The following is a 26,539-nucleotide window of genomic DNA, read 5'->3' as shown; positions in this document are numbered from 1 at the left end:
GTTGCGATCGTCGACATCGGGCACAGTCCTGGACAGCTGACGCCCGCCTCCCCCTACGGTCCGTCGATATCCGGTCCGACCACTGCCGCCGCTCGTGCCAGGATCACCTCATGTCGACGCTGCGAACCGTGGGACGTCTGACCGGGTGGGCATGCATCGCGATCGGTGGGATCCAGCTCGTCGGCGGAACACGCGGGGAGCCGGGCATGACCGACGACGCGACGGTCGAATCGCACGTCCGCCTCATGGGGCCTGTCTTCGCCGGCTACGGAGTCGCCTGGCTCGACGCAGTGGCCGACGACGAACCGAACCTGGACCGCATGCGGCTCCTCGCCGGGCTGATGGCCCTCGGGGGGATCGGACGGCTCGCGACCCGCGCGACCCTGGGCCGGCCGCACCGGTTCCATGACCTGCTGCTCGCAGTCGAGCTCGCCGCACCGGTCGTCACGGAGGTGGCGGGCCACCGTGAGCGTCGACGTCGGTGAGGACCGCGCGGTCGACGACGCCGCACGGGAGATCGCACTCGCCATCGCCGAACCACGACGCGGACAGCGACGCCACGGCCGCGGGAGGCGCAGGAGGGTCCGCTAGTTCGACCCACGGACCGGCGAGCCCCGTACGGAGCCGTTCGGGCGCAGTGCCGGTGGGAGGAACCGCAGGTCAGACGTCCGGATTCAGGTAGAGACTGCGCTTGGAGATGTACTGCACCACCCCGTCCGGCACGAGGTACCAGACCGGCCGCCCCGCACCCACGCGCGCCCGGCACTCGCTGGACGAGATCGCCATCGCGGGCACCTCGACCGTCGTCACCGACCCCTGGGGCAGGTGCCCATCGGCCAGCTCGTACCCGGGCCGGGTCACGCCGACGAAGTGCGCGTAGCGGAACAGCTCGTCGACCTTGCGCCAGGACAGGATCTGCTGGAGCGCGTCGGCGCCGGTGATGAAGAACAGCTGCGCGTCGGGCATGGTGGCGTGCAGGTCGGCGAGGGTGTCCGCGGTGTAGGTGGGGCCGTCACGGTCGACGTCGACGCGGCTGACCGAGAACCGGGGGTTCGACGCCGTCGCGATGACCGTCATCAGGTAGCGGTCCTCGGCCGGCGAGACGTCGCGGCCGGTCTTCTGCCACGGTCGCCCGGTCGGCACGAAGATCACCTCGTCGAGGGCGAAGCGGTCCGCCACCTCACTGGCGGCGACGAGGTGGCCGTGGTGGACGGGGTCGAACGTCCCGCCCATCACGCCGATCTTGCGCTGCATCGACGCAGACTATGTCGGTCGCCCACCCGGCGGCATCCCCGGATACAGGTGGCGGAACTGGACGCTGATGCGCGGACCGCTGCGCGCCACCTTCGGCACGCTGTGCTGCCAGGTCCGCTGGCACGTCCCGCCCATGACCAGCAGGTCGCCCGAGGCGAGCGGGAACGACACCGACGCCCCGCCGCCGGTCGGGCGCAGCCGCAGCGGCCGCGTCGCGCCGAGGGCGACCAGCGCGACGACGGCCTCGGGCCGCTCGCGGGCGACCCGATCGCCGTGCCAGGCCACGCCGTCGGCGCCGTCGCGGTAGAGGTTCACGCCGATCTGGGTGAAGTCGTGGCCGTAGCGCTCCCCCAGCGTCCGGCCCATGTCGCGCAGCCGGTGGGGCACCGCGTCGTCGGGCAGGACCCAGCGGTGAGTGAGGCGCGGCTCGTCGACCACGCGGTCGTACATGCGGCGCCGGTGGCCGCGGAACGGCACGGTCGCGCGGAGCAGCGCGAACAGCTCGTCCGCATCGGGGGCCCAGCCGACCGCGACGTCGACCCACGCCCCACCGCTGAGCTCGTGCCGGTACGCCGGGGCCACACCCCCGGTCGCGAAGAGCGAAGCCTGCCCGCCGACGTCCACCTCCCGAACGCTACGCCCGATCGAACGAGAGTTCGAGCGACGTCTCTGCGACGATCTTCGTCATGTCCTCGCGTGCCGACGGTGCCGTGCTGTCCTACCTGGGTCTGCGGCGTGCCGTCGGCGTGATCGGGATCCTGCTCCCGTTCGTGCTGGTGACGGGCGACCTGGCCCTCGGCGGCGACGGGCTGCGGGACTCCATCAGCCGCTACTACTACTCGCCGATGCGCGACGTGTTCGTCGGCTCGCTGTGCGCGGTCGGCGTGTTCCTCTTCTGCTACCGCTACGAGCGGCCGGACAACCGGCTCGCCAACATCACCGGGACGGCGGCGATCGCCGTCGCACTGCTGCCCACCCGGCCCGACGGCGCGGCGACGACGGCGGCGACCGTCGTCGGGTACCTCCACCTGGCCGCGGCGACGGTGTTCTTCGCGGGCCTGGCCTGGTTCTGCCTGGTGCTGTTCACCCGCGGCGGATCCGGGACGCGGAGCAAGGCCGCCCGCAACCTCGTCTACCGGGTCTGCGGCGCGACGATCGTGATCTGCCTGGTGCTGGCCGCACTGGACGCGGCACTGGTGCCCGACGCCGTCGCCGAGCGGTTCCACACCCTGTTCTGGCTGGAGGCCGTCGCGATCCTCGCCTTCGGTGTCGCGTGGTTCGTCAAGGGCGACACGATCCTGAAGGACCCACCGACGCAGGACCCGGCGCCGGTGATCTGACCCGCCCGTACGGCACCGGCCCCGCAACGGCGGACGGGCCGGTCCGGACACCCCTCGAGGGTCCGGACCGGCCCGTCGCGGGACCGGGGTCGGTCAGCCGACCGGGGTCGCCGGCGCCGACGGCAGGTCGCCGCCGGTGGCGCCGGTGATCATGTCGACGACGCTGTCCAGCGGGGCCGGCAGCGCGAGGTCGTGCTTCTTGTCGTCGTGCTTCTTGTGGTCCCACTTCTTGTGGTGACCGTGCTTCTTGTGGTGGCCCTTGTCCTTGTCACCCTCGTGCTTCGAGTGACCCTTGTCCTTGCCACCCTCGTCGTAGCCGGTGGTGCCGGCGAAGGCCGCGGCGGGCGCCGCGACGGCCAGGGGGAGCAGCGCTGCGCCGACGAGCGCGCCGCGAACGGACTTCCGCATCTCACAACCTCCATGGTTGGTCGTTAGACCGTCGCAAACGGTCTTGCCCACTCAACGAGGGGCGACCGCGCCCGCAACGCGCATTCACCCGTTCGCGTCACCTGCGGAGATAACTGATAGTCAGATGTCGACTACGGCAGGTGGGTGACCGGATCAGCCGCGCGAGCGAGCGGCGGCGGCGGCCAGGATCGGCAGGTACGCGTCGAGCACCCACGGGATCGACAGGACCGACGGCGCCGAGCTCGCCACCACCCGGTCGGCCCCGACGACCGGGGCGAACCCGCCACGGGCCATCGCCGGCAGCAGCCCGACGCCGGGCGCGGTCCGGAAGGCCTGCTCCTCGGCCGGCGTCGCGAAGAAGCCGATGACGAGGTCGGACTCGACGCGCGAGAGCAGCTCACCGCTGACGGTGTAGTAGACCTCCCCACCGCCCGGCGCGTTCTGCTCGACGTAGGGCGCCAGGGTGAGCCCGAGGTCGGTGACCAGCTGGACGCGGACGTCGCCCGCCCGGAAGACACCGAGCGCCCCGGAGTCCATCCCGCCGGTGTAGACGAACGTGGCGCCCGCCAGCTGCGGGTACCGCTGGGCCGCGGTGCGCAGGCGCTGCCCGGTGGAGTCGATCAGCTGCCGGGCCCGCGCCGGGTCGCCGAACACCTGACCGGCGATCCGGGTCTGGTCCTGCCAGCCGGTGGAGTAGGGGGCGTCGGGGTAGGCGACGGTCGGGGCGATCGCGGACAGCTGGTCGTACTCGGCCCGCGTCAGCCCCGAGTAGGTGGCCAGCACCAGGTCCGGCCGGGCCGCAGCGACCTGCTCGATCGGCGTCACCGACAGGTCGTCGGAGCCGATGACCTGCGGAAACGCGCCACCGTGCGCGGTGATCGCGTCGCGCACCCAGGGCAGCACACCCTCGGCGTCGCCGCCGTAGACGGTGCGCGGGATCGCGACCGGCAGCACCCCCATCGCCAGCGCGACGTCGGTGTTCGCCGCGCTCAGCGTGACGACGCGCTGCGGCCGGTCGGGGACGACCGTCTCCCCCAGCGCGTGCCGCACCGTCACCGGGTAGCCCTCCGCGGCCACACCCTCGGCGCCCTGCCCGTCCTGCGGCCGGGTCCCGCACCCGGCGAGGACCAGCAGACCGGCGGCGCCGGCGAGGACACCGCGACGGCTCACGGAACGGGCGGACAGGGGTGCTGCGGCACGCGGCACGGCAGGCCTCCTTCGACTTGGGAAGGCGAGCCTAACCTGACCTGATTGTCGTCTCTGCGTGATCCGCATCGCTCGTTCGGCGCCCCGGGGGCCGCACCCGTCGCGCGGGTCCGGACACCCCGGCCGGAGCGTCCGGACCCGCGGGTAGCGTCGCGACCATGCGTGCTCCGGACACCGGCGACCGGGCCGACCGCGACGCCGGCCCCCGCTCCCCCGCGCCCGGGCCCCGGCCCCTCCGCCCGCGCCCGGCGGACGTCAGCGGCTGCACGAGTCCGCGGCCCCGCCGCCCGCGGGTCCCCCGGGTGCACCCGGCCCGGTGCTGTCCCCGCCCGCACCGCCGGTGCCCGAGAGCCGTCCCGTCGACCGGCCCGGCGAGCCGGCCGCCGTCGCGCCGGCCGGGCCGTGGCCGACCGTGCGACCGCCGTCCCTGCGGGCCGTCGTCATCGGCCGGGTCGCGGCCGGGGTCGCGGCGGCGTGGTTCGGCGTCGTCTACTCGATCACCACCGACGTCCACGCCCGCGCCGACCACCTGCTGGCCGCGATCGTCGTCGGCGGGCTGCTGAGCCTGCTCGGCGTGGTGCTGCTGTGGCTGTCGGCGTCGCGGATCCCGGTGCGGGTCGCCCCGTCCCGCGGGCCGGACATGGGACTGGTGCGCGACCGCGCGGCCGCACGGAAGGTGCTGCGCTCGGGAGGCACCCCGGACGGTGAGCAGCGCAGGCTGATCGCCGTCGACGTGCTCGCCGACGCCCGGCTCCCGCAGGTCGCGGGCGCGGTGTTCGCGCTGCTCGGCCCGCTGGTCATGGCGGCGGTCAACGCCTCGGGGCCGCTCGGCTGGGCCGGCCCGCTCACCGCCGGGCTGATCGTCGTCGTACTGGTGCTGGTCGGATGGCGGACGTGGGCCGCGCACGCGCTGCACCGGCTCGCCGACCGCAGGCACACCGTCCCGCGCTACGAGGAGTCCGGCGCGCCCTGGCGCCCCTGGCCCTGACCCCCGCTCCGGGGGCGCCGCTACAGGCCCGCGGCGACGAAGGACAGCTCGGCCTCCATGTCGGTGCGGGCGTCGTCGCCGTGCCGGTCCAGGGCGTAGCGGTGCCCGATCGCCGCGGCCAGCAGCCGGGCGGCGCCGCGGATCCGATCCGGTGCCCCGCCGCCGGTGTGCAGCACCTCGTGCACCGCGTCCTCCAGCTCGCCGGAGCGGCGCAGCAGGGCGTCCCGGACGACCGGGTGGGTGTCGGCCTCGCGCCACAGCAGGTGGGACAGGACCGAGGACGCGTCGAGCGCCCGGTCCAGCGCGGTGACCAGCGCACGCAGCCCGGCGAGCACGTCCCCGGCGACGGCGACGTCCGCCCCGCGCACCGGGTGCGGGAGCCGTTCGACGAGCGCTTCGAGCAGGTCGGGCTTGCGGCGGAAGTAGTAGTGCACCAGCCCCTTCGGCACCCCGGCACGCTCGGCGATGCGCGAGGTGGGCGTCGCGTCGAAGCCGTGCTCGGCGAACAGCCCCTCGGCCGCGTCGAGGATGCGGTCCCGGGCGGGTGCGTCCGGGTCGAGCTCGTGGTCCACGGTGCGATCCTCTCCCGGACGCGGCGGGGGCCGCGACCCCTACGGGTCGCGGCCCCTCACCTGGTCGTCGTGCTGCCGGACGGTCAGTGCATGGCGAGCGTGCGGTGTTCCGCGTTCGCCGCGGGCAGCGCCGAGGCCGCCACGACGACCGCGAGGACGCCCGCCACCCAGGACGTCCACGACGCCCCGGTCAGCGCGCTGTAGCCCATCACCCAGGGGGCGAGGAACAGCAGCACGCCGAGCACACCGTGCACCCATTCGCTCGCCACCGAGCCGGGCACGGCGAGCGACCAGAGCGACGTGGCGGCGAGCACCACGCCCAGTACGACCATCGTCCACGCGGCGGCGGCGTTCGTCGTCGTCACGAGAGGCGAGAGGGCCGTCAGCACACCGATCACGAGAGCGGCCCAGTCCTGCCACCGCTGCCAGGTACGACCAGTGGTCCCAGCCATCGTCAGTCACCTTCTCCTGTGAGGTCCCTGTGGGGATACCTCCGGTCTACTCTTGGTTGGCCGGCCGGTCAAGGGCCGGGCGAACGGTGGCACAAGTGAAGTGCAAGTCCCCGGCCGGCGGGTGGGCGCACCGTCTGCGGTGTCGAGAGACCGACCGCCCCGAACCCGTAGGAGATCCCGGTGACCACCGCCCGCGACACCCGTACCGCCGACCTGGTCGGCATCACCCTCGCCCACCGCGTCATGCGGGTCGACCTGCACCGGCTCGCCGACGCCGCCCGCGCGATCGCCGACGGCGCGCCCTGCCCGGACCGGCGCGCCCGCGCGCTGCGGACCTGGCTGGAGCACCTGGAGCACGAGATCCACGGCCACCACACCGCCGAGGACGACATCGCCTGGCCGGTGATCGCCCGGCACGCCGGGCACGCCGTCGACCTGGACGAGCTCAGCGACGACCACGGCCGCCTCGACCCGCTGCTCGCCGCGGTGCGGGAGGCTGCGGCCGCCGTCGTCGCCGCGTCACAGGGACCGGCCCGGGCGCAGGCGGCGGGCGTGCTCGCCGACCGGCTCGCCGTCGTCCGCGACGAGATCGACGAGCACCTCGACGCCGAGGAGCGCGACCTGTTCCCGGTGATCGAGCGCCACGTGCCCGCCGACGACTGGGACGCCGTCGTCGCGCAGGTGCAGAAGTCCGGGCCGGGCCTGCGGTTCATGCTGCCGCGGATCGTCGCCGTGACCACCCCGCAGGAGTGGGCCGGGATGCGCCGCGAGGCCGGGCCGGTGGTCGTGCTGATGGAGCGGCTGCTGCGCGGCGGCTACCGCAGGCGCTGTGCGCTGGTGTTCGGCACGTCCTGAGCCCCGGGAGCCGGTGCCGTCGAGTGGTCGGCGACGGCCGCCGGGAGCAGCCGCCGGGCGCGGTCGCGCCACACCGGGGCACCCAGCTCCGCCGCGACCCGCTCGGCCTCGCGCAGGTGGTGGACCCGGCCGCCGCCTGCCGGGTCGAGCAGCCCCTCCAGACCGGCGAGCACCAGGTCGGTGGGGCCGAGCGCGATCGTGCCCGACGACAGCCCCGCGACCGTGCCCGTCCACGGGCGCAGCTGCTCCCGGTACCGCGCGGCGACGTCCCGGTCGGCCAGGCCGACCGCCACCTCGGCGCGCACGCAGGTCCAGATCAGCCAGTAGTAGCTGCGGGCCAGCTCCGCGTCCGGCACCCACACCTCGCGGGCCCGGACGGGGTCGCCCGCGTGCAGGTGGGCCAGCGCGAGGAAGTCACCGAAGGTCGGCGGCAGCGCGTCGCGGAGCGCCTCGAGCTCGGGGACCAGCTCGCCGAGGCGGCCCTGGTCGTACCGCACGACGAACCGCCCCAGCAGTCCCATCAGCGCCCCGTTGACCTGGCCGGCACCGACCAGCCGGGTCGCGAGCTCGGAGTAGCGCTCCTCGGCGGTGTCCAGCTCCCCCGCGACGAGTGCGCGCAGCGCCGAGAAGATGTAGGCCCAGCCGAGCGTGAACTCCAGCTGGCCGCCCGGGGCCCCGGCGACGGCGGCCTCCGCGTGCCGTGTCGCCGCGTCGAGGTCGTGGCGGCCGGCGGCGACCATGAGCTGCAGGTGGTGGGCCTGCGTGCGGTAGCCGGCGTGCCCGGCCCGGCCGCCGAGCTCGGCCAGCTCCTCCCCCACCGGGGCCAGCTCGTGCCACAGGTCCGGGGCGAGGACGGCGAAGAACCGGGCGTTGAGCGCCCGGCAGCGCAGCAGCGGGTCGACGCCGCGCCCGGTGAGCGCCATGGCCTCCGCCGAGGCGGAGCGGACCCGGTCGTCGTCGTGCCCCTCGATCTCGAACACCAGGGCGGCGAGCAGCCGCACCCGCCGGTCGACGGCGTCGGGCGGGGTCGCCGCGAGCTCGGTCTCGATGAGGTCGATCAGCTCGGCGTCGATGTTCTGGCCCGGCCGGATGGTCCAGCTGACCGGGGTGTCGTAGCTGGTCAGGACGGCGCCGAGCCACTGCGGTGCGGCGGCCGTCGCCTGGTCGACGGCGGTCCGGCGCTCGGTGAGGGCGGTGTGGCCGTCGCCGCCGCGGGCGAGCTCGGCGACCAGCGCGCAGCGCAGGGCGAGCTCGTCGTCGACGCCGGTCCCGGCCCGTCCGGCGAGCTCGACGGCGCGGCCGTAGAACCGGGCGGCCTCGCGGTGCGAGCCGAACCCGGCGGCGGCCGCGGCGGCGGCACGGACCGCGGCCAGGGCACGGTCCGGCTCGACGGCGGACCCGGCGGCGAGTGCGTGGTGGGCCAGCGGGACCGGGTCGTCGGGCCGCCTGCGGGTGAGGATCGCGTGGGCCGCGGCGTGCAGCCGGGCGCGCCGCAGCTGCGGGATGTCGCCGTAGAGGGTGTCGCGGACCAGGTCGTGGGAGAACCGCAGCCGTCCCGGCCCGGGTTCGAGCAGCATCCCGCCGAGCACCGCGGGCTCCAGGGCGTCCAGCGGGTCGGCGCCGTCGGCGGTGGCGGCGAGGTCGAGGGCGTCGTCGGTGTCCAGGTCGCGGCCGAGCACCGAGACCCGGGCCAGCGCGGTGCGGGTGATCGCGGGCAGCCGGGCCAGGCGCCGGCGCAGCACCTCGCGGACCCCGGCCGGGACGGCGTCGGCCGCGGCGGACGGGCCCTCGGCGGCGACGAGGCGGGCCAGCTCGCGGACGAAGAGCGGGTTCCCGCCGGTCCGTTCGGTGATCCGGGCGACCAGCTCGGGCGCGGCGGCGGGCACGCCGTGCCGGTCCAGCATCCCGGCGACGTCGCCCGCGGTCATCGGCGCCGGCTCGATGCGGTCCGCCGTGGGCTCGGCGAGGGCGGCGAGCGCGGCCTGCAGCTCGGCACCCGCCTCGGCCGGGCGCAGGCCCGCGGCGACGAGCACGGGCAGCTCCGTGACCCCGGCGACGACCGCGCGCAGCAGGGCGAGGGTCTCGGACTCGGCGCGGTGCAGGTCGTCGAGGACCAGCAGCAGCGGCCGCTCCCGCCCCGCGACGGCGAGCAGCTCCACCACCGCCCGGGCCAGCCAGAACGTGACCTCGGCGCCGCCGGGCCCGGCCGGGGACCGCAGCGGGGCGAGCCGCTCGACCAGGTCGGCGGGCGGGTCGTGCGCCGTGACGAGCGCGTCGACGATCTCCCGCCACGCCCAGGCCGGCGGGGCGCCGTCGATCTCCGGGCACCGGCCGGTGACGGCCGTCCAGCCGTCGGCGGTCGCGGCGGCGGCGAACGCGGCGAGCAGCGTGGACTTGCCCGCGCCCGCGTCGGCGGCGACGAGCACCAGCTGCCCGCCGCCGCGGGCCCGCTCCGCGGCGGCGGTGAGCCTGCCGAGCTCGGCCGCCCGTCCGAGCAGGGCCGGGGTCCGCGGGGACGTGTCCGCCGGTCCGGGCGGACGCGGTGCGGTCCCGGTCGCGGGCGCGTCGGCGCGGCCGGCGTGACCGACACCGGTTCCCCCGCCGGTGCCGCCACCGGGGTCGCGGTGGGCGAGCACGTCCGCCTCGATCGCGCGCAGCCCGGGGCCGGGGTCGACACCCAGCTCGGCGGCGAGCAGGCGCCGGGTGCGGGCCAGCACGGCCAGCGCGTCGGCCTGCCTGCCGGTGCGGTACAGCGCGACGGCCAGCAGCCCGACCGCGTCCTCGCGCAGCGGGTGCTCCCCCGCCAGCGCCGTCAGGTCCGGGACGACGGCGTCGGCCCGGCCCAGCCGCAGCCGTGCGCGGGCCCGCCGCTCGACCGCGACCTGACGCAGCTCGTCGAGGCGTTCGGCCTCGGCGCGCGCCCAGGCGGCGTCGGCGAACTCGGCGTAGGCGGGACCGTCCCACAGCGCCAGGGCCTCGCCGAGCAGGGCGTCGGCCCGGTCCGGTGCGGCCGCGGCGGCGCGGTCGAGGAGGTCGGTGAAGGCGCGCGTGTCGAGCCCGTCGGGGCCGAGTGCCAGCGCGTAGCCGGGTGGGCGGCTGACCAGCACCGTCGGAACCGCCCGCGGGGACCGGTCGGGTTCGAGCACCCGTCGCAGCCGGGAGACGTGGACCTGCAGCCCGCCGTGCGCCTGCGCGGGCGGGGCGCCCTGCCACAGGTCCTCCACCAGCGTGTCGACGGCGACGACCTCGCCGCCGGCCGCGGCGAGCCGGGCGAGCAACTCGCGGCGGCGGCCGGAGCCGACCTCGATCGCCGCGCCGCCGGCCGTCACACGGAGCGGGCCGAGGACCCGGACCGTGACCTCCTGCACCCCGGCAATCTAGGACGCGGCGACGCCGGTGTCAGCCCTTCCGGGGTGATCGCCCGGAGGATCAGACCGGCAGCAGCGCCTGGACGACGTCGGTGAGCTGCGCGGCGGTACGGCACTCGTGCATCGGGAGCACCTCGCCGTAGCGGGTGGCGGCCGAGTCGCCGGAGCCCCAGCTGCGCTCGGGCTCGGGGTTGAGCCAGTGCGCGTGCCGGACCCGCCCGGCCATCATCGCCAGCGCCCGCAGGTTGGGGTCGCGGTAGTTGGTGCGGCCGTCGCCGAGCACCAGCAACGACGTCCTCGGGGTGAGCGCGTCGCCGTGGTGCTCCAGGAAGTCGCCGAACGCGCTGCCGTAGTCGGAGTGCCCGTCGAACGCGGTGAGCGTGGCCTCGCGCAGCACCCGCTGCATCACCCCGGACAGCTCCGCGCCGGGTTCGAACAGGTGCGTGACCTCGTCGGTGCGCTCGATGAACGCGAACACCCGCACCTTGGAGAACTGCTCGCGCAGCGCCTGGACCAGCAGCAACGTGAAGTGGCTGAACCCGGCGACGGACCCGGACACGTCGCACAGCAGCACCAGCTCGGGGCGGCCGGGACGGCGCACCTTGTGCGCCGGGTCCATCGGCACACCGCCGGTGGACATCGACCGGCGCAGCGTGCGCCGCAGGTCGAGCCGGCCGCGGTTCGAGCGGCGCCGCCGCGCCGACAGCCGCGACGCGAGCCGCCGGGCCAGCGGCTGCACGGTACGGCGCAGGTCGGCGAGCTGGGTGGCGTTCGCGGTGAGGAAGTCGACCTGGTCGGTCTGGGTGGGGGTGGTGGTGCGGGCGATCTGCTCGCGGCCGCGCTGCTCGGCGGTGCGGCGACGGACCTCCTCCCGGACGACGTCGCGGAACCGGGCGATGCGGTCGCGGATCTCGCGGCGGCGGACCTCGGACACGAAGTCGGTGTCGCCCTCCTCCCGCAGCCCGTCGAGGATCCGGGCGAGCAGCGTGTCCGGGGACAGCGCGCCCAGCGCCTGGTAGGCCGACCAGTTCGGCTTCGCCGTCTGCCCGCGGACGCCCTGCCCGGCCGCACCGGAGGTCCCGATCGCGTCGACGGCGGCGCGGGCGAGCTCGCGCAGGGTCTCCTCGTCGCCGTCGCGGAGCAGGTCGGCGAGGATCTCGCGCAGCGCGTCGACGTCGACCGGGCCGGTACCCTCCCCGGACTCGTCGTCGATCCGCGGGACGTCGACGTCGGACGACCCGGCGCCCAGCGCGGGCGGGAACCACAGGTCGAACAGCGCGTCGAAGGTGCCGCGCTGCCCGGAGCGGCGCAGCAGCGCCGCGGCGAGCCCCTCCCGCAGCTGGTCGCGGTGCAGCAGGTCCAGGGCGCCGAGCACGCGGGCCGCGTCGACGGTCTCCCCGGGGCCGACCGCGACGTGGTGGCGGCGCAGCGCGGAGACGAAGTCGACGAGGTGCCCGGGCAGGCCGTGCTCGGGGGCGAGCGCGGTGGCGGGCGGGGTCGTCACCGGTCCATCATGCGTGACGCGGGCGTGATCAGCGAGGGTGGCCGGCCCACCGTCCCCAGGCTCCAGGCGTAGGTCGCGGTGGTCGCGCCGGGTCCGGGTTACCGGGTGCGGACGGGGTCGACCCCTCCGGAGTCGTCGCCGAGCACGTACACCGGCGCTCCGGTCGAGCCGCCGAGCCACGACCGGAGCGCCGGGGTGCACCGCGGTCCCACACCGCGGGGGTCCTCCGCCTAGAAGGCGGGGTCGATCGGCACCGGCTGCGGGGTGAAGGGACGGTCGCCCTCGACCAGGCGCAGTGCTCCGCCGTGGCCGCCGGGGCCGTTGGCGTAGTCGAGGATCTTCCGCAGGTCGCTGATGCCGTTCGTGCCGGGAGCCGGAGCCAGGTTCAGCGTCGAGAGGACGCCGAGGGCGCGGCCGTCGGCGGTCAGGTAGCCCGAGCCGGAGTCACCGGGCACGCCGGGCGGGACGGTGACGACGGTGTGCGTCCAGCCGCCGCCCCCGGTACCGGTCGAGGTGCCGGTCTTCGGCTTCAGCGCGCGCACGCCCTGGCGCAGCGAGGAGTTGCCGTAGCCGTAGACGATCCCGCCGGTCGCGACGCCGTCGGCGGCCACCCCGGTCGGGCCGCCGTAGAACGGCACCGTGGGGCTCGTGCGAGCGGCGTCGTCCGGGCTGAGCTCGACCAGCGCGAAGTCGTTGAACCGGCAGGTCTCCGGGTCGGTCTCGCCCCGCTCCTGCATGCTCAGCCAGGAGGAGTACACGAGCCGGCCCGGTGCGGCGGCGCCCTCGACCTCGACCGGGGTGCCGAGCGGGAGCGACCCGGCCTCGCACCCGTCCACCTCGGTGGATCCGCCGGTGCCCGCGCAGTGCGCGGCCTGCCCCAGGTAGGTCGCGGACCCGTCGGTGAAGACGAAGTTCGCGGTGCACTGCGCGCCCTCGGGTCCGGTACGGGTCATGACCCCCGGGTGCACGCCGGCGTCCGGGGCGCCGTCCTGCGCCGACGCGGTGCCGGCGGTGGAGAGCCCGAGCGCGAGCACGGCGCCGGCGGCCAGTCCGGCGCGCAGCAGGCGGCGGGCGGTGCGGGGCAGTTCCGGGAGGGCGGTCATCGGTGGACCTCCGGTCGCTGGAGAGCGTGTAACCGGAACAACTCGCGCCACGCGTCCCGGTTACGCCCGGTGCCCCGATCGATCCGATCTTCACTCCATAGGGGTGCAGACCTTGACAGTCAATCAGCGGTGCGTGACTGGGCCGTTCAGTTCAGCCGCAGCTCGGCGGCGGCCTTGTCGGCGTCCGAGCGGTGCTTCAGCACGACACCGAGGGTGGCGCGGACGGCGTCGTCGTCGAGGGTGTCGAGGCCCAGGGCGAGCAGGGTGCGGCCCCAGTCGATCGTCTCGGCGACGCTGGGGGCCTTGCGCAGCTCCATCGCGCGCAGCACCCGCACGGTGCGCACCAGGGCGTCGGTGAGCTGCTCGGTCAGCTCCGGGACGCGGGTGAGCACGATCCGCCGCTCCAGGTCGGCGTCGGGGAAGTCCAGGTGCAGGAACAGGCAGCGGCGCTTGAGCGCCTCGGACAGCTCACGGGTGGAGTTCGAGGTCAGCAGCACGAACGGGCGCCGGTTCGCGGTGACCGTGCCCAGCTCGGGGATGGAGACCTGGAAGTCGGACAGGACCTCCAGCAGCAGGCCCTCGACCTCGACGTCGGCCTTGTCGATCTCGTCGATCAGCATCACGGTCGGGTCGGTGCGCCGGATCGCGGTGAGCAGCGGGCGCGGGAGCAGGAACTCCTCGGAGAACACGTCGTCGCGGGTGGCGTCCCAGTCCGCGCCGTCGTCACCGCGCTGACCGGCGGTGATCCGCAGCAGCTGCTTGGCGTGGTTCCACTCGTAGAGCGCGCGGGCCTCGTCGATGCCCTCGTAGCACTGCAGGCGGACCAGCCCGGACTCCGTCGCCGCGGCCACGGCCTTGGCCAGCTCGGTCTTACCGACGCCTGCGGGGCCCTCGACGAGCAGCGGCTTGCCGAGCCGGTCCGCGAGGAACACCGTCGTCGCGACGGCGGTCGAGGCCAGGTAGCCGGCATCGGCGAGCCGGGCGGTCACGTCCGCCACGGAGCCGAAGACCGGGCGGTGGGCGGGGCTGTCGGACGACACGCGATCATCCTGCACGCCCGGCCCGCCGCGCGTCGGACGGGTGGCCCGGCTCACACCCCTGCGGCCCGCGTCGGGTCGTTGTCGGGGGTCGGGTCCACCATGGGTGCCGTGACCACCGCATCGAGCACCGACCTGCGCGAGCGCGCCGAGACCGTCCTGCAGCAGCTGGCCGGCCCGCAGGCCCGGCTGCGCGAGGACCAGTGGAGGGCGATCGAGGCGCTCGTCGCCCAGCACCGCCGCGCGCTGGTCGTGCAGCGCACCGGCTGGGGCAAGTCCGCGGTCTACTTCGTGGCGACCGCGCTGCTGCGCGCTCAGGGCGCCGGGCCGACGGTGATCGTGTCGCCGCTGCTGGCGCTGATGCGCAACCAGATCGACGCCGCGATCCGCTCCGGGATCGTGGCGGTCACGGTGAACTCGGCGAACGCCGACGAGTGGGACGCGGTCTACGCCGACATCGCGAACGGCGACGTCGACGTGCTGCTCGTGTCCCCGGAGCGGCTCAACAACCCCGACTTCCGGGACCGGGTGCTGCCGGAGCTGGCGGCGAGCGCGGGGATGCTGGTGGTCGACGAGGCGCACTGCGTCTCCGACTGGGGCCACGACTTCCGCCCGGACTACCGGCGGCTGCGCACGCTGATCGCCGAGCTGCCGTCGGGGATCCCGGTGCTGGCGACCACGGCGACGGCGAACGACCGGGTCGTCACCGACGTGTCCGAGCAGCTCGGCATGGGGCGCGACCAGCAGGACACACTGGTGCTGCGCGGCTCGCTGGACCGCGAGTCGCTGCGCCTGGCGGTGGTCCGGCTCCCGAGCCCGGCGCGGCGGCTGGCCTGGCTCGCGGCCAGGCTCGACGAGATGCCCGGCGCCGGGATCGTGTACACGCTCACCGTCCAGGCGGCCGACGACGTCGCCGAGTTCCTGCGCGAGCGCGGTGTCGCCGTGCGCTCCTACTCCGGGCGCACCGACCCCGAGGACCGCCTGGCCGCCGAGTCCGACCTGATGGAGAACCGGGTGAAGGCCCTGGTCGCGACCTCCGCGCTGGGCATGGGCTTCGACAAGCCCGACCTCGGGTTCGTCGTGCACCTCGGCGCGCCCGCCTCGCCGGTCGCCTACTACCAGCAGATCGGCCGTGCCGGGCGTGCCTTGGACCGGGCCGAGGTGGTGCTGCTGCCCGGCCGCGAGGACCGCGACATCTGGGCCTATTTCGCGTCGCTGGCGTTCCCGCCCGAGCCGCTGGTCCGCCAGACCCTCGCCGTGCTGTCGGACCGGCCGCAGTCCACCGCCTCGATCGAGACCCGGGTCGACCTGTCCCGCACCCGGCTGGAGATGCTGCTCAAGGTCCTCGACGCCGACGGCGCTGCGAAGCGGGTCAAGGGCGGCTGGGTCGCGACCGGCCAGGAGTGGGTCTACGACACCGAGCGACACGAGCGCGTGAACTCCGCCCGCCGGTCCGAGCAGCAGGCGATGCTCGACTACATCGCGACCACCGAGTGCCGGCTGGTGTTCCTGCGCCGCCAGCTCGACGACCCGGACCCGACGCCGTGCGGGCGCTGCGACACCTGCACCGGCACCGTCTGGTCCGACGAGGTGTCCGCCGACGGCGAGCAGGCCGCCGCCGAGCGCCTGACCCGGCCCGGGATCGAGGTCGCGCCGCGGAGGATGTGGCCGTCCGGGATGAAGGACATCGGGGTCCCGCTGTCCGGGAGGATCGGCGCGGGCGAGCAGGCCGCGTCCGGCCGGGCGATCGGACGGCTGTCCGACATCGGGTGGGGCACCCGGCTGCGCGAGCTCGTGACCGGCGGCGACGACCCGGTGCCGGCCGACGTGCTCGACGCGCTGGTCCGGGTGCTCGCCGGGTGGGGCTGGGAACAGCGCCCGGTGGGCGTGGTCGGGATCGGCTCACGCACCCGCCCGCACCAGCTCGACCACCTCGCCCGGCGGATCGCCGAGATCGGCAGGCTGCCGCTGCTCGGCACCCTGTCCCCCACCGGCGAGCGCCCCGCGGCGACCGAGAACTCCGCCCAGCGCCTGGCCGCGGTGTGGGAGGGGCTCGACAGCGCGACCGTGCCGGACCTGTCCGGGGTGGACGGGCCGGTGCTGCTGGTCGACGACGTCGTCGACTCGGGCTGGACGATGACGGTCGCCGCGCGGGCGCTGCGGCGGGCCGGGGCTCCGGAGGTGCTGCCGCTCGTGCTGGCCGTCGCCGGGTGATCGGCGGCCGGCGCTTCCCCGGCCGGGCCGTCCCGGGCGGTGCCCCGTCCGCCGGAGGATGCGGCCACCGCGACGAACGACGTAGCCGGACCGGGTCAGCAGCGGCTCGCCCGGGCCGGAGACCGCTCCTAGGCTCGGCGCCGTCGCCGTTCCGCCGGAGGAGGAGCACCCATGAGCCGCTCCTTCGCCGACCCGGTTCCCGGCTCGCTGTTCGGCCGCCGGTTCGTCGTGGTGCCCGGGACCGTCGGCGACGACGACCTCCGTGCGCTGAGCGCCGAGGCCGCGGCGGACGGACGGATCTGCGGCCTCGTACCGGCGCGCCGCCCGGTGACCTCGGACGTCGCACAGCGCCTCGCGCGGCTGGCGGAGTCCCGGCACCTCGCATCACCGTTCGCCCCGACCGAGGTCGGCCGGGTGACCCGGCATGCCACGGAGCCCCGCCGGGAGCGGCGCTTCTACCTGGGGTGCACCGCGTGGGTGGTCCTCGCCGGAGGCGGGACGCTCACCGAGCACTCCGAGCGTGACCGGGCCGAGGTGCTGCACCGCAGCCGGATCGCGGTCGGCGACGTCGTCCTGCTGCGGGGGTGGAGCCCGCTCGGCGTCGCCGACCCGCGGCCCTACCTGCGGATCGCGCCCGACGGGCGGCCGGTGGCGCTGATGCGGGTGCGGCAGAACCTGGTCGGCTCGGCCCGCGAGTCGGCCTGGCTGCCGCTGCTCACCGCCGCGGAGATCGCCGAGGCCCGCACCCGCGCCGCCGCCTGCTGACCGGACCGGCTCGGCTCGGCTCGGCTCGGCTCGGTACAGCGTCACCGAGATGCGGCTCAGCGGGGTCCCCGGCACCCCGGAGCCCGCTGAGCCGCATCTCGGCGCCCGGACACCGCGGCCGGACCGGCGGACGGGCGGCGGGAGCAGCGGGCGGTGTGGTCCGGGGTCAGCGGGCGGGAGCCGGGGTCAGGGTCGTGTCCAGCCAGGCGGCCGGGTCGAGGCCGGGCGGGAGCTGACCGATTCCGACGATCTCGTCGTAGGCGGCCTGCCAGCGCTGCGGCGAGATCCCCAGCAACGTGTCACCGGAGGTGTAGGCGTCCACGTAGGCGGCCAGCGCGGCCTTCGCCACGTCCGGATCGCCCAGCGCGGGGACCTCGTACTCGGAGTCGATCAGCCGCATCGTCTCGGCGAAGCCGTTGGCCTCGTCGTCGACGATGAACTGCATGGCCTCCTCGACGGCGGAGGCGTAGCGCTCCAGCCGGTCGCGGGTCTGCGGGTCGGCCATCTGCGCGGCGGAGGTGACGTACATCTGGGCGCCGGCGTCGATGTCCTGGTTCGGGTCGTAGACCACCGTCTCGGGGCGGGTGTGGTCGAGCAGCACGGAGGTGTCCAGCGACACGATGTAGGAGTCGACCCGGCCCGAGGTCAGGAGGTCGAACACGCCGGGGCTCAGCCCGACGACCTGACGCGACACCTCCTCCGGCGGCACCCCGGCGGACCCGGCCACCAGGTCCAGGGTGATCGAGCTGGTGCCGCCCTCCGACGGGGTCCCGACGAGCCGGCCGCGGAACTGCTCGGCCCGGGTGACCGGAGAGGCCTCGGTGGAGATCATCCGGATGGTGCCGGTGTGGATCGGCTCGCCGAACGCGAGCAGCGGTGCGTTGCGTTCACCGGCGGCGATCATCGTCTCGATGTCGCCGATCCGGGTCAGCTGCGCGCCGCCGGCGAGCACCGTCTGGATCGCCGGAGCGGAGCCCTGGGTGGCCTCGAACGTGACGTCCAGCCCGCGCGCCTCGAACAGTCCCCGGGTGTCGGCGATCATCTCCGGGGCGAACGACAGGCTCTCCATCGGCAGCACGTTGAGGAAGGTGACCGGCTCGCCGGCGTCACCCCCGTCGTTCCCGCCGCAGGCGGCCAGTACCGCACAGACGGCCAGTACCGCGGCGCAGGTCCGGCCCACGCGGCGGGCTCCCCGGACGCTCCTGGTGGATGTGGTGGTCATGGCTCACGTCTCCTCGCGTCGTTGCGATCCGTGGCGGTCCCGGGTTCCCCGGTTGCTCGTGGCGGAGTCGGTACCGGCTGGTCGTGGGGAGGAAGGCGGCCAGCTCCGCCCGAACCCCGTCGGGTGCCTCCTCGGCGAGCAGGTGACCGGCGTCCAGTGCCCGCCCGGTCGCGGCCGGGGCCCAGACCCGCCAGTCCTCCAGCACCGCCGGTGCCCGCCCGAGCGGGCCGCGGCGCCCCCACAGGACGAGTGTCGGCGCGGTGATCGTGCGCCGGCCGCGGTCGGCCTCGTCGTCGGCGGCGTCGACGTCGAACCCGGCCCGGTAGTCCTGGCACATCCCGTGCACCACCTCCGGGCGCGCCCACGCCGACGCGTACGCGGCGAGCGCCGCCGGGTCGCAGACCTCCGCCAGACCCCGTCCGAGGATCGCGTCGGGCTCCGCGGCCACCAGCCGCTCCGCCAGGTCCGCCGGTTGCGACAGCAGGAACCAGTGGAACGCCCCCCGGGCGAACCCGGCGTCGGCGCGGGCCAGCACGTCGGCCGTCGGGAGGACGTCCAGCACCGCCAGCGCGCTCACCGCGCCGGGGTGGTCCAGCGCCATCCGGTAGGCGCAGCGGGCACCCCGGTCGTGCCCGACGACGGCGAACCGCTCGTGCCCGAGGGCCGCCATCACCGCCACCAGGTCGGCGGCCATCGTCCGCTTCCCCGACACCGCGACGGCGGCGCCCGCCGGGAGTGCGCTGTCGCCGTAGCCGGGCAGGTCCGCCAGCACCAGGGTGCGGCCGTCGAGCAGGCCGGGGGCCACCCGGTGCCACATCACCGACGTCTGCGGCCACCCGTGCAGCAGCAGCACCGGCGGGCCCTCCCCCGCCTGCCGGACCCGCACGGTCCCCCCGGACGGCGTCGGGACGTCCTGCGGGCTCCCCGGCAGCCCGATCCCGCTCACCCGAGCCGGTACCACGCGGCGGCCGTCCCGCCGCGCACCGCGGCCAGCTCGTCGCCGTCCAGCACGGCCGCGAGCCGGTCGGCACCGGGCCCGTGGTCGTGCGGGTGGTCCCCGGCGTGCATCAGCAGCTCGGGGCCGAGCAGGTCGACCGCCTCCCGGGCCTGCACCGGGTCGGACGGCAGGTGGATCGGCGCCGTGGTGAACCGGACGTGCTCACGGACGATCTCCGACGGCGGCCGGTCCACCCAGGGCACCTCGCGCCAGACGCCCTTCCAGTCCTTGTCGAACCGCCACAGCAGCGTCGGGAGCCAGGTCGAGCCGCACTCGGCGACGGTGACCCGGAGTCCGGGGAGCTCGGCGAACACGCCCTCGGTCACCAGGCTCACCAGCTGCCCCTGCGCGACGACGTTCCCGTTGGCCAGGTAGTCCTCCAGGTAGCTGTGGGTCATCCCGCTCGACGACGGCGCCTGCCCTGCACGCCCCCACGCGTGCAGGGTGACGACGAGACCGTGCTCCGCGGCGGCACGCAGCACCGGCCGGTTCCCGACGTTGCCCCAGCGGGTGTCGTTGCGGACCGGCAGCAGTGCGGTGACGACCTCCGGCCGGTCGCCGATCCGGTGGATCTCGGCGACCGCGGCGTCGACGTCGAGGGTCGGCACGACCATCGCCACCCGCAGCCGCGGGTCGTGGGCCTGCCACCGTTCCAGGAGCCAGTCGTTGAGCGCCCGGCAGAGCGCCGCCTCGTAGTACGGGTTGCGGTTGGTCTGGAAGGTGCTGGTGCAGGTCAGGATCGCGAGGTCCGTGCCGTCCGGGGAGAGCACGCGCTCCCCCAGCTCGCCGACCTCGGACAGCGGCCGGCCACCCGGGCCGATGCCGGGCGGGTAGGCGCCGCCCTGGGTCGGCGACAGCGACACCCCGCCGTCGGCGGTGTAGTCGCGCCAGTAGGGGTCCATGTGCGCGACCACGTCGGACAGTGTCGACGGGACACAGTGGACGTCGGTGTCGACCACCACCCCCACCACCGGGGCGCTCACGACACCACCCGCTCGGGCAGGCCGTAGAGCCGGCAGGCGTTCGATCCCATGATCGGCTCACGCAGGTCGGCCGGGAACAGCCGGGGCGCCGCCGTCGGCGAGTCGAAGTCCCAGTGCGGGTAGTCCGAGGCGAACATGATCCGCTCGCCCAGGCCGAGATGCCGGATCACCGTGGCCAGGTCCGCCGGGTCGCGCGGCTCCTCGATCGGCTGCGTGGTGAACCACAGGTGCTCACGCAGGATCTCCGACGGCGGCCGGTCCAGGTGCGGGACGTCCTCCCGCAGCGCCGCCCACCCGTCGTCCAGCGACCAGATCAACGGCGCCGCCCAGGCCAGCCCGCCCTCCACACAGACCACCTGCAGCTCGGGGAACTCGGTGAGCACGCCCTCGCAGAGCAGGCTGGTGACCAGCGCGCCCATCATGTTGCCGTTCCAGACGTGCTCCTCGAGGTAGAACGACGGCCAGCCCGCGCCGCGGTGCTGCTCCAGCCCGCCGGTGTGCGCGGCGATCGGCAACCCGGCCTCGGCGGCGGCCGCGTAGATCGGCCAGTACCGGCGCCTGCCGAACCCGGACTCGCCACCGGTGGCCAGCAGTACCTGGCAGAACCGCGGGTCGCCCGAGCGCCTGCGGATCTCCGCCGCGGCCAGCTCCGGGGACTCCAGCGACACCGCGATCGACGACCGCAGCCGCGGCTCGCGGTCGAGCCAGCACTCGGCGACCCAGTCGTTGAGAGCCCGGCACAGCGACGCGGCGAACTCCGGGGTCTCGGCGCCCCAGCTGTGCGACTGCAGCGGGATGAGCACGCCGTGGTCGATGTCGAACTCGTCGAGCAGCTGGTCGCGGACGAGCTGCAGGTCGCTGCCCGGGAAGGCGCCCTCCGGCCAGGCGTCCAGCCGGTAGCCGGAGTTGCGCACCCGCGGGTAGACGTCCGGCGGGGCGGGGACGCGGCTGCCGAACAGCTCGTAGCGGCGCCGGGCGGCCGGGTCCAGGCGCGGCATCAGCTCGCCGGGCGGGCAGGCCGGGTGGATGTCGGTGTCGACGATCGTGAAGCCGGTACGCCGGCGGGCCGGCGCCGCGGGCGCCTCGGGTGCGGTGGTCACGAACTCTCCCCCTGGCTCGGAACGGTGCGGGCGGGCCGCGGCGTGGTGTCGACGACGACGTGGTCGCCCGAGCCGAACCGCTCCACCGTCACGTCGAAGGTCTCGGCGACGAACGGGCCGGGCCTGCGCTCCCCGGGCGCGGGCTCCGCAGTGGACACGTCGGCGGGCTCGACACTCACCTCGTAGCTCCGGGCCGGCGGCTCCCCCGGGCCGAGGAACGACTGCCCGGTGGCCAGGTCGTACTCCCAGCCGTGCCAGGGGCACGCGATCAGGGCGTGCTCGTCGTCGCGCTCGTACCGTCCGGGTGTGCTCGACCGGACCCGCGCCTGCGTGCGGCCCTGGCACAACGGTCCGCCCAGGTGGGGGCAGTGGTTGTTGAGCGCGTAGAACCGGTCACCGACCCGGAAGACCCCGATGGAGCGCCGTCCACGGGTCACGATCCTTCGTTCGCCGGGCGGGAAGTCGTCCACCCGGGCCACCACGATCCGCATGCTCCCGACGCTATGTCGCAGGTCACCCCGGACGGAAAGAGGAAGTTCGGATGCGGATCATCCACCGCGTCTATGGACCGGGGCGCAACGAGCGCGAGGCGGTGTCCAGCATCGCGCGCAGCCAGGTGTGCGCGGCGTCGTCGGAGCGCAGCCGGTGCCACCAGAAGATCTCCACGATCGGCGGCGGGTCCCCCGGGCAGGGAAGGATCCGCAGGTCGGGACGGTCGGCGAAACCGGCGGCGAGCCGACCCTGCATGACCGCGACCCGATCGGTCCCGGCGACGAACCACGGGGTGGCCGCGTAGCTGTCGACCCGGACCGCCACCCGCGGCCGGGTGCCGAGCATCGCGAGCAGGGGCGCGAGCGGGGAGCTCGCCGGGTACTGCGGGTCGGGCTGGTTCGGGATCACCCACGGCAGACGTTCGAGGTCGGCCAGCTCGATCCGGTCCCGCACCGGGTTCTCCGCGTCGACGACGCACACCCAGCGGTCCCGGAACAGCTCCTGGCCGCACAGCTCGTCGACCTTGAACTCGGCCTTCGGCGCGGAGATGATCCCGTCCAGCGTGCGCAGCGTCTCCGGCAGGTCGCCGGGCAGCCTGCCCTTCACGACCGGGACGTGCAGCCGTACCCCGGGTGCGGCCTCGTGCACCACGCGCGACAGCGACTCGCCCATCGCCGCCAGGACGTAGTCGGTGGTCATCACCGTGAACTCGTGCTCGGAGATCTCCGGCCGGAACGGCTCCTCCGGCGCGAACAACCGCTCCAGACCGAGGCAGAGCGGCTCGACCTGGAGGGCGAGCCGGCGCCCCAGCGGGGACAGAACGTAGCGGCCGCGGGTGCGTTCGAGCAGGTCGTCGTCGAAGTGCCTGCGCAGCCGGGCGAGCGCGGCGCTCGCCGCGGGCTGGGTCACCCCGACCCGCTCGGCCGCCCGGGTGACGTTCTGCTCGCGCAACAGCTCGCGCAGGATCACCAGCAGGTTCAGGTCGACGTTGGCCAGCGCGGCCGTCGCGGAACGGGGCACCTCAGGTCTCCTGCTCGTCCAGGCCCGCGACCGGGAGCACGGTCCGGACCGTCCAACCGCCGTCCGGGCGCGGGCCCGCCGAGCAGGCGCCGCCCCACCGTTCGGCCCGCTCACGCATCGACACCAGCCCCAGGCCGCCGGGCACCCCGGCCGGCGGATCCGCGGGCCGGGTCCCGGACCCGTCGTCGGCGACCTCGACCACCAGGTCGCCGTCGCAGCGTTCGATCCGCACCCGCACCGTGTCCGCCCCGGCGTGCTTGACGGCGTTGTGCAGGGCCTCCCGGACGGTCCGGTAGAGGTCGTCGGCGACCCCTGGGCCCAGCCGCGGGTCCTCCGGGGCGACGACGTCCACCCGCAGGCCCGTCCGGGACCGCACCTCGGAGGCGTGCGTGCGGACCGCCTCCACCAGGTCACCGTCACGCGGTGCGGCCGGGTGCATCTCGCGCACCAGCAGCCGCAGGTCGTCCAGCGCGTCGGCGGACATCGCGGACAGCTCGGTCGCGGCGCCCAGCACGCGGGCCGGGTCCGGGTCGGAGCGGTCCAGGCGACCCTGCAGTGCCGAGACCTGCATGCGTATCGAGAACAGCTGCTGCACCACCGAGTCGTGCAGGTCCCGGGCCAGCCTGCGGCGCTCCGCCGTGCGGGCGTCGGATCGGGAACGGGCCACCAGCCGGGCGGTGTCCACGGCGACGGCGGCGTGCGCGGCCATCGCCTCTAGGAACGCCAGCGACGACGGGTCCGGTGCCTCGTCCGGCTCGTAGTAGGCGTTGATCACGCCGACGGTGGTGCCGCGGACGACCATCGGCATCGCGACGAACCCGTCCCAGTCCGGCCGGTCCATGATCTCGTGCAGCGGCTCCCACGCCGGGTCCGCCATGATCGCCGCCCGGCGGTGCGGGACGACGACCGCCTCGCCCCGCGTGTACGCCTCCAGGAACCGGATGTCCGCGCCGCCCTCCCGGCAGGCCCGCAGCCGCCGGACGAAGTCGGCTGCCGCGCCGAACCCGGCCATCCCGAGCACCTGCAGGTCGGCCGCCGGGTCGTCGACCGCCAGGATCTGGGCGGCCGCGATGTGCGCGGTGCCGATGATCTCGCGGGCGATGGCGTCCAGCGTGCGAGCCAGCGACCCCGCCTCGGCGACCCCCGAGGCGGCCCGGACGATCGCGGTCAGCCGCTCCTGCCGGGCCAGCAGGTCGGTGACGTCGCTGAACCACACGGCCAGGCCGCCGGTGCCGTCCGGCGCGGCCCGGTACCGTAGGTCGCGGGCCGACCCGTCGGCCCCGGTCCAGCGCACCGTCCGCGTCCCGCACGGGCCCACCGGGGCGGGGACGAACGGCGCCCGGACGCCTACGAGCTCGTCGGCCGGGCGGCCGAGCAGCCGGAGGGCGGCCGGGTTCAGCGAACGGAACCGGCCGTCGGCGTCGAGCAGGACCAGGCCGTCCGCACACACCGCGACGAGCGCGGCCGCTCCCGGCTCGTCGCGGTCGGGGACGGTCGTCACATCGGTGTGCACCGCACCATCATGCGGTCACTCGCCGCCCGGTTCGAGCGTCTCGCCGGGATAGCCGATCTCGATCCGCTCCTCGGGGACGCCCGGCGCCGAGTGCAGGACGGCTCGCATCATGTCCTTCGGGACGAGACGGTCCGCGCAGGCGTCCGGTCCGACGCTGATCAGCTCGTCGACGCGGCGGGCGCGCAGCGGCGGTGCCCCCCGGTAGCCGACCAGTGGCTCGGCGACCAGCTCGGCGACCCGCCGGCGCGGGTTCAGCGAACCGAGCGGATCCTGGTAGACCATCTGCAGCGACCGCCGGGCCCGCACCAGGTCCCGCCGCCGCAGCCCCATCAGGTCGACGTCCTGGAACTCGATCTCGCCCGACTGCGGGCGCGGCGCCTGGATCAGCGACCGGGCCGGCGTGGACTTGCCGGAACCGGTCTCGCCGACCACCCCGACGTCGTCGAGGGACTCCAGGAAGGCACGGACCCCACGGCGGACGACGGCGTGGTCGTCGTCGACGAGCTGCCCCGCTCCCCGACCGGCAGGATCGAGATCGCCCGGGCCAGGGAGCCGGCCGGAGCAGTTCCGTCCGCCGGGTGAGACTTCCTCGCCGCGCCCGTTCTCTGATAGAAGGTGAGCCTCACCTAATCCGAGGAGAACGATGAGGCCCCGTGGAACCACGCTGCTCGCGGCGCTGCTCGGTGCGGCCCTGGTCCTGACCGGCTGCGGCGCGTCCCCCGGCGGCACCGGCACCGCCCCGGCGACGCCGCCCGACGGGGCCGCGTTCCCGGTGACCGTCCGGCACGCCTTCGGCGAGACGACGGTGCCCGCACCCCCGCAGCGGGTCGTCGCGCTGGGCATGAACGACCTGGCCGTCGCCCAGGCCGTCGGCGCACCGGTCGTCGGCGCGGTCCGCAGCTCCGGCGACAGCGGTCCCGTGCTCCCCTACCTCGACCCCCTCCCGCCCGAGGTGCTGGCGATCGAGCCCGACGGGACGCTGCCGCTGGAGCAGATCGCGGCGTTCCGGCCCGACCTGGTCCTCGGGGTCTCGGCGTTCCAGATCAGCGACCGGGCGGGCTACGAGGCCCTGTCGCGGATCGCGCCGACCGTCACCTACGCCGAGGGCCTGTACACCTCCTCCATGCAGGACGACGCCCGCCAGATCGGTCGGGCGCTGGGCCGCGGGGACGCCGTCGAGACGCTGATCGCCGAGGCGGACCGCCGCATCGCCGAGACCCGTGACCGGCTGCCCGGGCTCGCGGGGAGGACCTACCTCTACGGGCAGGCGCGCGGGGAGATCCTGCCGATGGTGGTCGGCGAGCAGAACCAGTCCACGGTGTTCCTGCGGTCGCTGGGTCTGGAGGTGCCGGCGTCGTTCCGGGAGGCGCCGGCGAGCGACGCGCTGGCCCCGGGCACGGTGGGGGTGTCCTACGAGGAGGTCGGCAGGCTGTCGGAGGCCGACCTGCTCCTGATGACCTTCGCGGGGGCGGGCGACCGCGCGAGGTTCGAGGGCGACGAGCTGGTGCGCCGGGTGCGCGCGGTGCGGCAGGGCACCTACACACCGGTGACGCTGGACCAGGCCATCGCCCTGCAGGCGCCGAACGTGGTGTCTGTGGGCTGGCTGCTCGACGGGCTGCAGCCCGCGCTGGAGAAGGTCGCGACGAGCTGACGAGCCCGGCTACCCGCCGGTAGGCTCGGGGTCGTGAACCCACCCGACATCGCCCTCAAGGCCATGAACGCGGGCCACCGTCTGCTGATCCGGCTGACCGGTGGGAAGGTCGGCCACTCGGCGATGGGGATGCCCGTGGTCGAGCTGACCACCCGCGGCCGGCGCTCCGGCGAGCCGCGCACGGTGCTGCTCACGGCACCGGTCCACGGTGACGGGAGCTACGTCGTCGTCGCCTCCCGGGGCGGCGACGACCGCCACCCCGCCTGGTTCCTCAACCTGCGTGCGGACCCGGACGTCGAGGTCGCCGTGCAGGGCGGGCCACGCGTGCCCATGCGCGCCCGGATCGCCGACCCGGCCGACCGCGCGACGCTCTGGCCGCAGATCGCCGGGAAGTACCGCAACTACGCCGGCTACCAGCGCAGCACCACCCGGGAGATCCCGCTGGTCCACCTGGAGCCGCGCGGCTGACCGGCCACGCATCATCAGAGCAGATGA

The 26,539-nt window shown here is 75.1% G+C and carries 26 protein-coding genes; 8 read left to right on the top strand and 18 right to left on the bottom strand.

Annotation, left to right across the window (positions count from 1 at the left end; all coding sequences use genetic code 11):
- Positions 1–110: 110 nt before the first annotated feature.
- Positions 111–485, top strand: coding sequence for a DUF4345 domain-containing protein (locus tag ZF1_RS09145; protein WP_482636993.1), 375 nt, complete (start codon positions 111–113; stop codon positions 483–485).
- 175 nt (positions 486–660) lie between these two features.
- Here ZF1_RS09145 and nadD read toward each other — a convergent pair whose 3' ends face one another.
- Both nadD and ZF1_RS09135 read right to left on the bottom strand, forming a co-directional pair.
- Positions 661–1,254, bottom strand: coding sequence for a nicotinate-nucleotide adenylyltransferase (gene nadD, locus ZF1_RS09140; RefSeq protein ID WP_179760607.1), 594 nt, complete (start codon positions 1,252–1,254; stop codon positions 661–663).
- Between the two features lie 9 nt (positions 1,255–1,263).
- Positions 1,264–1,878, bottom strand: a complete 615-nt coding sequence (locus ZF1_RS09135; RefSeq protein WP_179760608.1) for an alpha-ketoglutarate-dependent dioxygenase AlkB — start codon at positions 1,876–1,878, stop codon at positions 1,264–1,266.
- A gap of 62 nt (positions 1,879–1,940) precedes the next feature.
- Between ZF1_RS09135 and ZF1_RS09130 the strand changes: the two genes are divergently transcribed.
- On the top strand, positions 1,941–2,594 hold the full coding sequence (locus ZF1_RS09130) for a hypothetical protein (protein WP_073578036.1): 654 nt from the start codon (positions 1,941–1,943) through the stop codon (positions 2,592–2,594).
- Positions 2,595–2,687: 93 nt separating this feature from the next.
- Here the strand turns inward: ZF1_RS09130 and ZF1_RS09125 are convergent, their stop codons facing one another.
- Together ZF1_RS09125 and ZF1_RS09120 are read right to left on the bottom strand one after the other, a co-directional pair.
- Positions 2,688–3,002, bottom strand: coding sequence for a hypothetical protein (locus ZF1_RS09125; RefSeq protein WP_100880087.1), 315 nt, complete (start codon positions 3,000–3,002; stop codon positions 2,688–2,690).
- A gap of 153 nt (positions 3,003–3,155) precedes the next feature.
- A complete protein-coding gene (locus ZF1_RS09120; protein ID WP_482636992.1) occupies positions 3,156–4,208 on the bottom strand; it encodes an ABC transporter substrate-binding protein in 1,053 nt (350 codons plus the stop codon).
- Between the two features lie 316 nt (positions 4,209–4,524).
- On the opposite strand from ZF1_RS09120, the gene ZF1_RS09115 reads away from it, so the two are divergent.
- Positions 4,525–5,196 (top strand): hypothetical protein, encoded by a 672-nt coding sequence (locus tag ZF1_RS09115; RefSeq protein ID WP_482636991.1) that lies wholly within the window; start codon positions 4,525–4,527, stop codon positions 5,194–5,196.
- 20 nt (positions 5,197–5,216) lie between these two features.
- Here the strand turns inward: ZF1_RS09115 and ZF1_RS09110 are convergent, their stop codons facing one another.
- Together ZF1_RS09110 and ZF1_RS09105 are read right to left on the bottom strand one after the other, a co-directional pair.
- Positions 5,217–5,768 carry a TetR/AcrR family transcriptional regulator gene (locus ZF1_RS09110; protein WP_073578039.1) on the bottom strand — a complete coding sequence of 184 codons (552 nt, stop codon included), beginning with the start codon at positions 5,766–5,768 and terminating at the stop codon, positions 5,217–5,219.
- A gap of 83 nt (positions 5,769–5,851) precedes the next feature.
- On the bottom strand, positions 5,852–6,220 hold the full coding sequence (locus ZF1_RS09105; RefSeq protein WP_179760613.1) for an SPW repeat domain-containing protein: 369 nt from the start codon (positions 6,218–6,220) through the stop codon (positions 5,852–5,854).
- Between the two features lie 180 nt (positions 6,221–6,400).
- On the opposite strand from ZF1_RS09105, the gene ZF1_RS09100 reads away from it, so the two are divergent.
- Positions 6,401–7,075, top strand: coding sequence for a hemerythrin domain-containing protein (locus ZF1_RS09100; RefSeq protein ID WP_179760614.1), 675 nt, complete (start codon positions 6,401–6,403; stop codon positions 7,073–7,075).
- On the opposite strand, the gene ZF1_RS09095 is transcribed toward ZF1_RS09100, so the two are convergent.
- From ZF1_RS09095 to ZF1_RS09080, 4 genes are all read right to left on the bottom strand, one after another.
- The gene (locus tag ZF1_RS09095; protein WP_482636990.1) at positions 7,036–10,443 is read right to left on the bottom strand and encodes an ATP-binding protein; all 3,408 of its coding nucleotides are present in this window, start codon (positions 10,441–10,443) and stop codon (positions 7,036–7,038) included. The two genes, ZF1_RS09100 and ZF1_RS09095, sit on opposite strands and share 40 nt — an antisense overlap.
- Positions 10,444–10,504: 61 nt before the next feature.
- Positions 10,505–11,947, bottom strand: a complete 1,443-nt coding sequence (locus ZF1_RS09090; protein WP_073578042.1) for a vWA domain-containing protein — start codon at positions 11,945–11,947, stop codon at positions 10,505–10,507.
- A gap of 230 nt (positions 11,948–12,177) precedes the next feature.
- Entirely contained in the window at positions 12,178–13,050 is an 873-nt protein-coding gene (locus ZF1_RS09085) for a serine protease (protein ID WP_083659065.1), read from the bottom strand.
- Between the two features lie 146 nt (positions 13,051–13,196).
- On the bottom strand, positions 13,197–14,090 hold the full coding sequence (locus ZF1_RS09080; protein WP_482636989.1) for an AAA family ATPase: 894 nt from the start codon (positions 14,088–14,090) through the stop codon (positions 13,197–13,199).
- A 108-nt stretch (positions 14,091–14,198) separates the two neighbouring features.
- On the opposite strand from ZF1_RS09080, the gene ZF1_RS09075 reads away from it, so the two are divergent.
- Entirely contained in the window at positions 14,199–16,301 is a 2,103-nt protein-coding gene (locus ZF1_RS09075; RefSeq protein ID WP_482636988.1) for a RecQ family ATP-dependent DNA helicase, read from the top strand.
- 171 nt (positions 16,302–16,472) lie between these two features.
- Entirely contained in the window at positions 16,473–17,066 is a 594-nt protein-coding gene (locus tag ZF1_RS09070; RefSeq protein ID WP_482636987.1) for a hypothetical protein, read from the top strand.
- A gap of 166 nt (positions 17,067–17,232) precedes the next feature.
- Here the strand turns inward: ZF1_RS09070 and ZF1_RS09065 are convergent, their stop codons facing one another.
- The 8 genes from ZF1_RS09065 to ZF1_RS09030 all read right to left on the bottom strand — a co-directional run bounded on the left by ZF1_RS09065 (position 17,233) and on the right by ZF1_RS09030 (position 24,825).
- The gene (locus tag ZF1_RS09065) at positions 17,233–18,246 is read right to left on the bottom strand and encodes an ABC transporter substrate-binding protein (RefSeq protein ID WP_073578045.1); all 1,014 of its coding nucleotides are present in this window, start codon (positions 18,244–18,246) and stop codon (positions 17,233–17,235) included.
- Positions 18,173–19,234: an alpha/beta fold hydrolase gene (locus tag ZF1_RS09060; protein WP_482636986.1), complete on the bottom strand. Its 1,062-nt coding sequence runs from the start codon at positions 19,232–19,234 to the stop codon at positions 18,173–18,175. The genes ZF1_RS09065 and ZF1_RS09060 overlap by 74 nt, the downstream gene beginning before the upstream one ends.
- On the bottom strand, positions 19,231–20,268 hold the full coding sequence (locus tag ZF1_RS09055; protein WP_073578047.1) for an amidohydrolase family protein: 1,038 nt from the start codon (positions 20,266–20,268) through the stop codon (positions 19,231–19,233). The genes ZF1_RS09060 and ZF1_RS09055 overlap by 4 nt, the downstream gene beginning before the upstream one ends.
- Positions 20,265–21,368, bottom strand: a complete 1,104-nt coding sequence (locus ZF1_RS09050; RefSeq protein WP_073578048.1) for an amidohydrolase family protein — start codon at positions 21,366–21,368, stop codon at positions 20,265–20,267. The genes ZF1_RS09055 and ZF1_RS09050 overlap by 4 nt, the downstream gene beginning before the upstream one ends.
- Positions 21,365–21,859 carry a Rieske (2Fe-2S) protein gene (locus ZF1_RS09045; RefSeq protein WP_073578049.1) on the bottom strand — a complete coding sequence of 165 codons (495 nt, stop codon included), beginning with the start codon at positions 21,857–21,859 and terminating at the stop codon, positions 21,365–21,367. The genes ZF1_RS09050 and ZF1_RS09045 overlap by 4 nt, the downstream gene beginning before the upstream one ends.
- A 70-nt stretch (positions 21,860–21,929) precedes the next feature.
- A complete protein-coding gene (locus ZF1_RS09040) occupies positions 21,930–22,880 on the bottom strand; it encodes a LysR family transcriptional regulator (RefSeq protein ID WP_073578050.1) in 951 nt (316 codons plus the stop codon).
- A gap of 1 nt (position 22,881) precedes the next feature.
- Positions 22,882–24,393, bottom strand: coding sequence for a sensor histidine kinase (locus tag ZF1_RS09035; protein ID WP_073578051.1), 1,512 nt, complete (start codon positions 24,391–24,393; stop codon positions 22,882–22,884).
- Between the two features lie 15 nt (positions 24,394–24,408).
- Entirely contained in the window at positions 24,409–24,825 is a 417-nt protein-coding gene (locus ZF1_RS09030; RefSeq protein WP_073578052.1) for an ATP-binding cassette domain-containing protein, read from the bottom strand.
- Between the two features lie 211 nt (positions 24,826–25,036).
- Between ZF1_RS09030 and ZF1_RS09025 the strand changes: the two genes are divergently transcribed.
- Both ZF1_RS09025 and ZF1_RS09020 read left to right on the top strand, forming a co-directional pair.
- Positions 25,037–26,044 carry an ABC transporter substrate-binding protein gene (locus tag ZF1_RS09025; protein ID WP_073578053.1) on the top strand — a complete coding sequence of 336 codons (1,008 nt, stop codon included), beginning with the start codon at positions 25,037–25,039 and terminating at the stop codon, positions 26,042–26,044.
- 63 nt (positions 26,045–26,107) lie between these two features.
- Positions 26,108–26,512: a nitroreductase/quinone reductase family protein gene (locus ZF1_RS09020; RefSeq protein WP_062404411.1), complete on the top strand. Its 405-nt coding sequence runs from the start codon at positions 26,108–26,110 to the stop codon at positions 26,510–26,512.
- Positions 26,513–26,539 lie beyond the last annotated feature (27 nt).

This window comes from Pseudonocardia sp. ZF1, assembly GCF_056835605.1.
The sequence above is the reverse complement of the archived record's forward strand: the minus strand, read 5'-3'. Positions and strand labels throughout refer to the sequence as shown.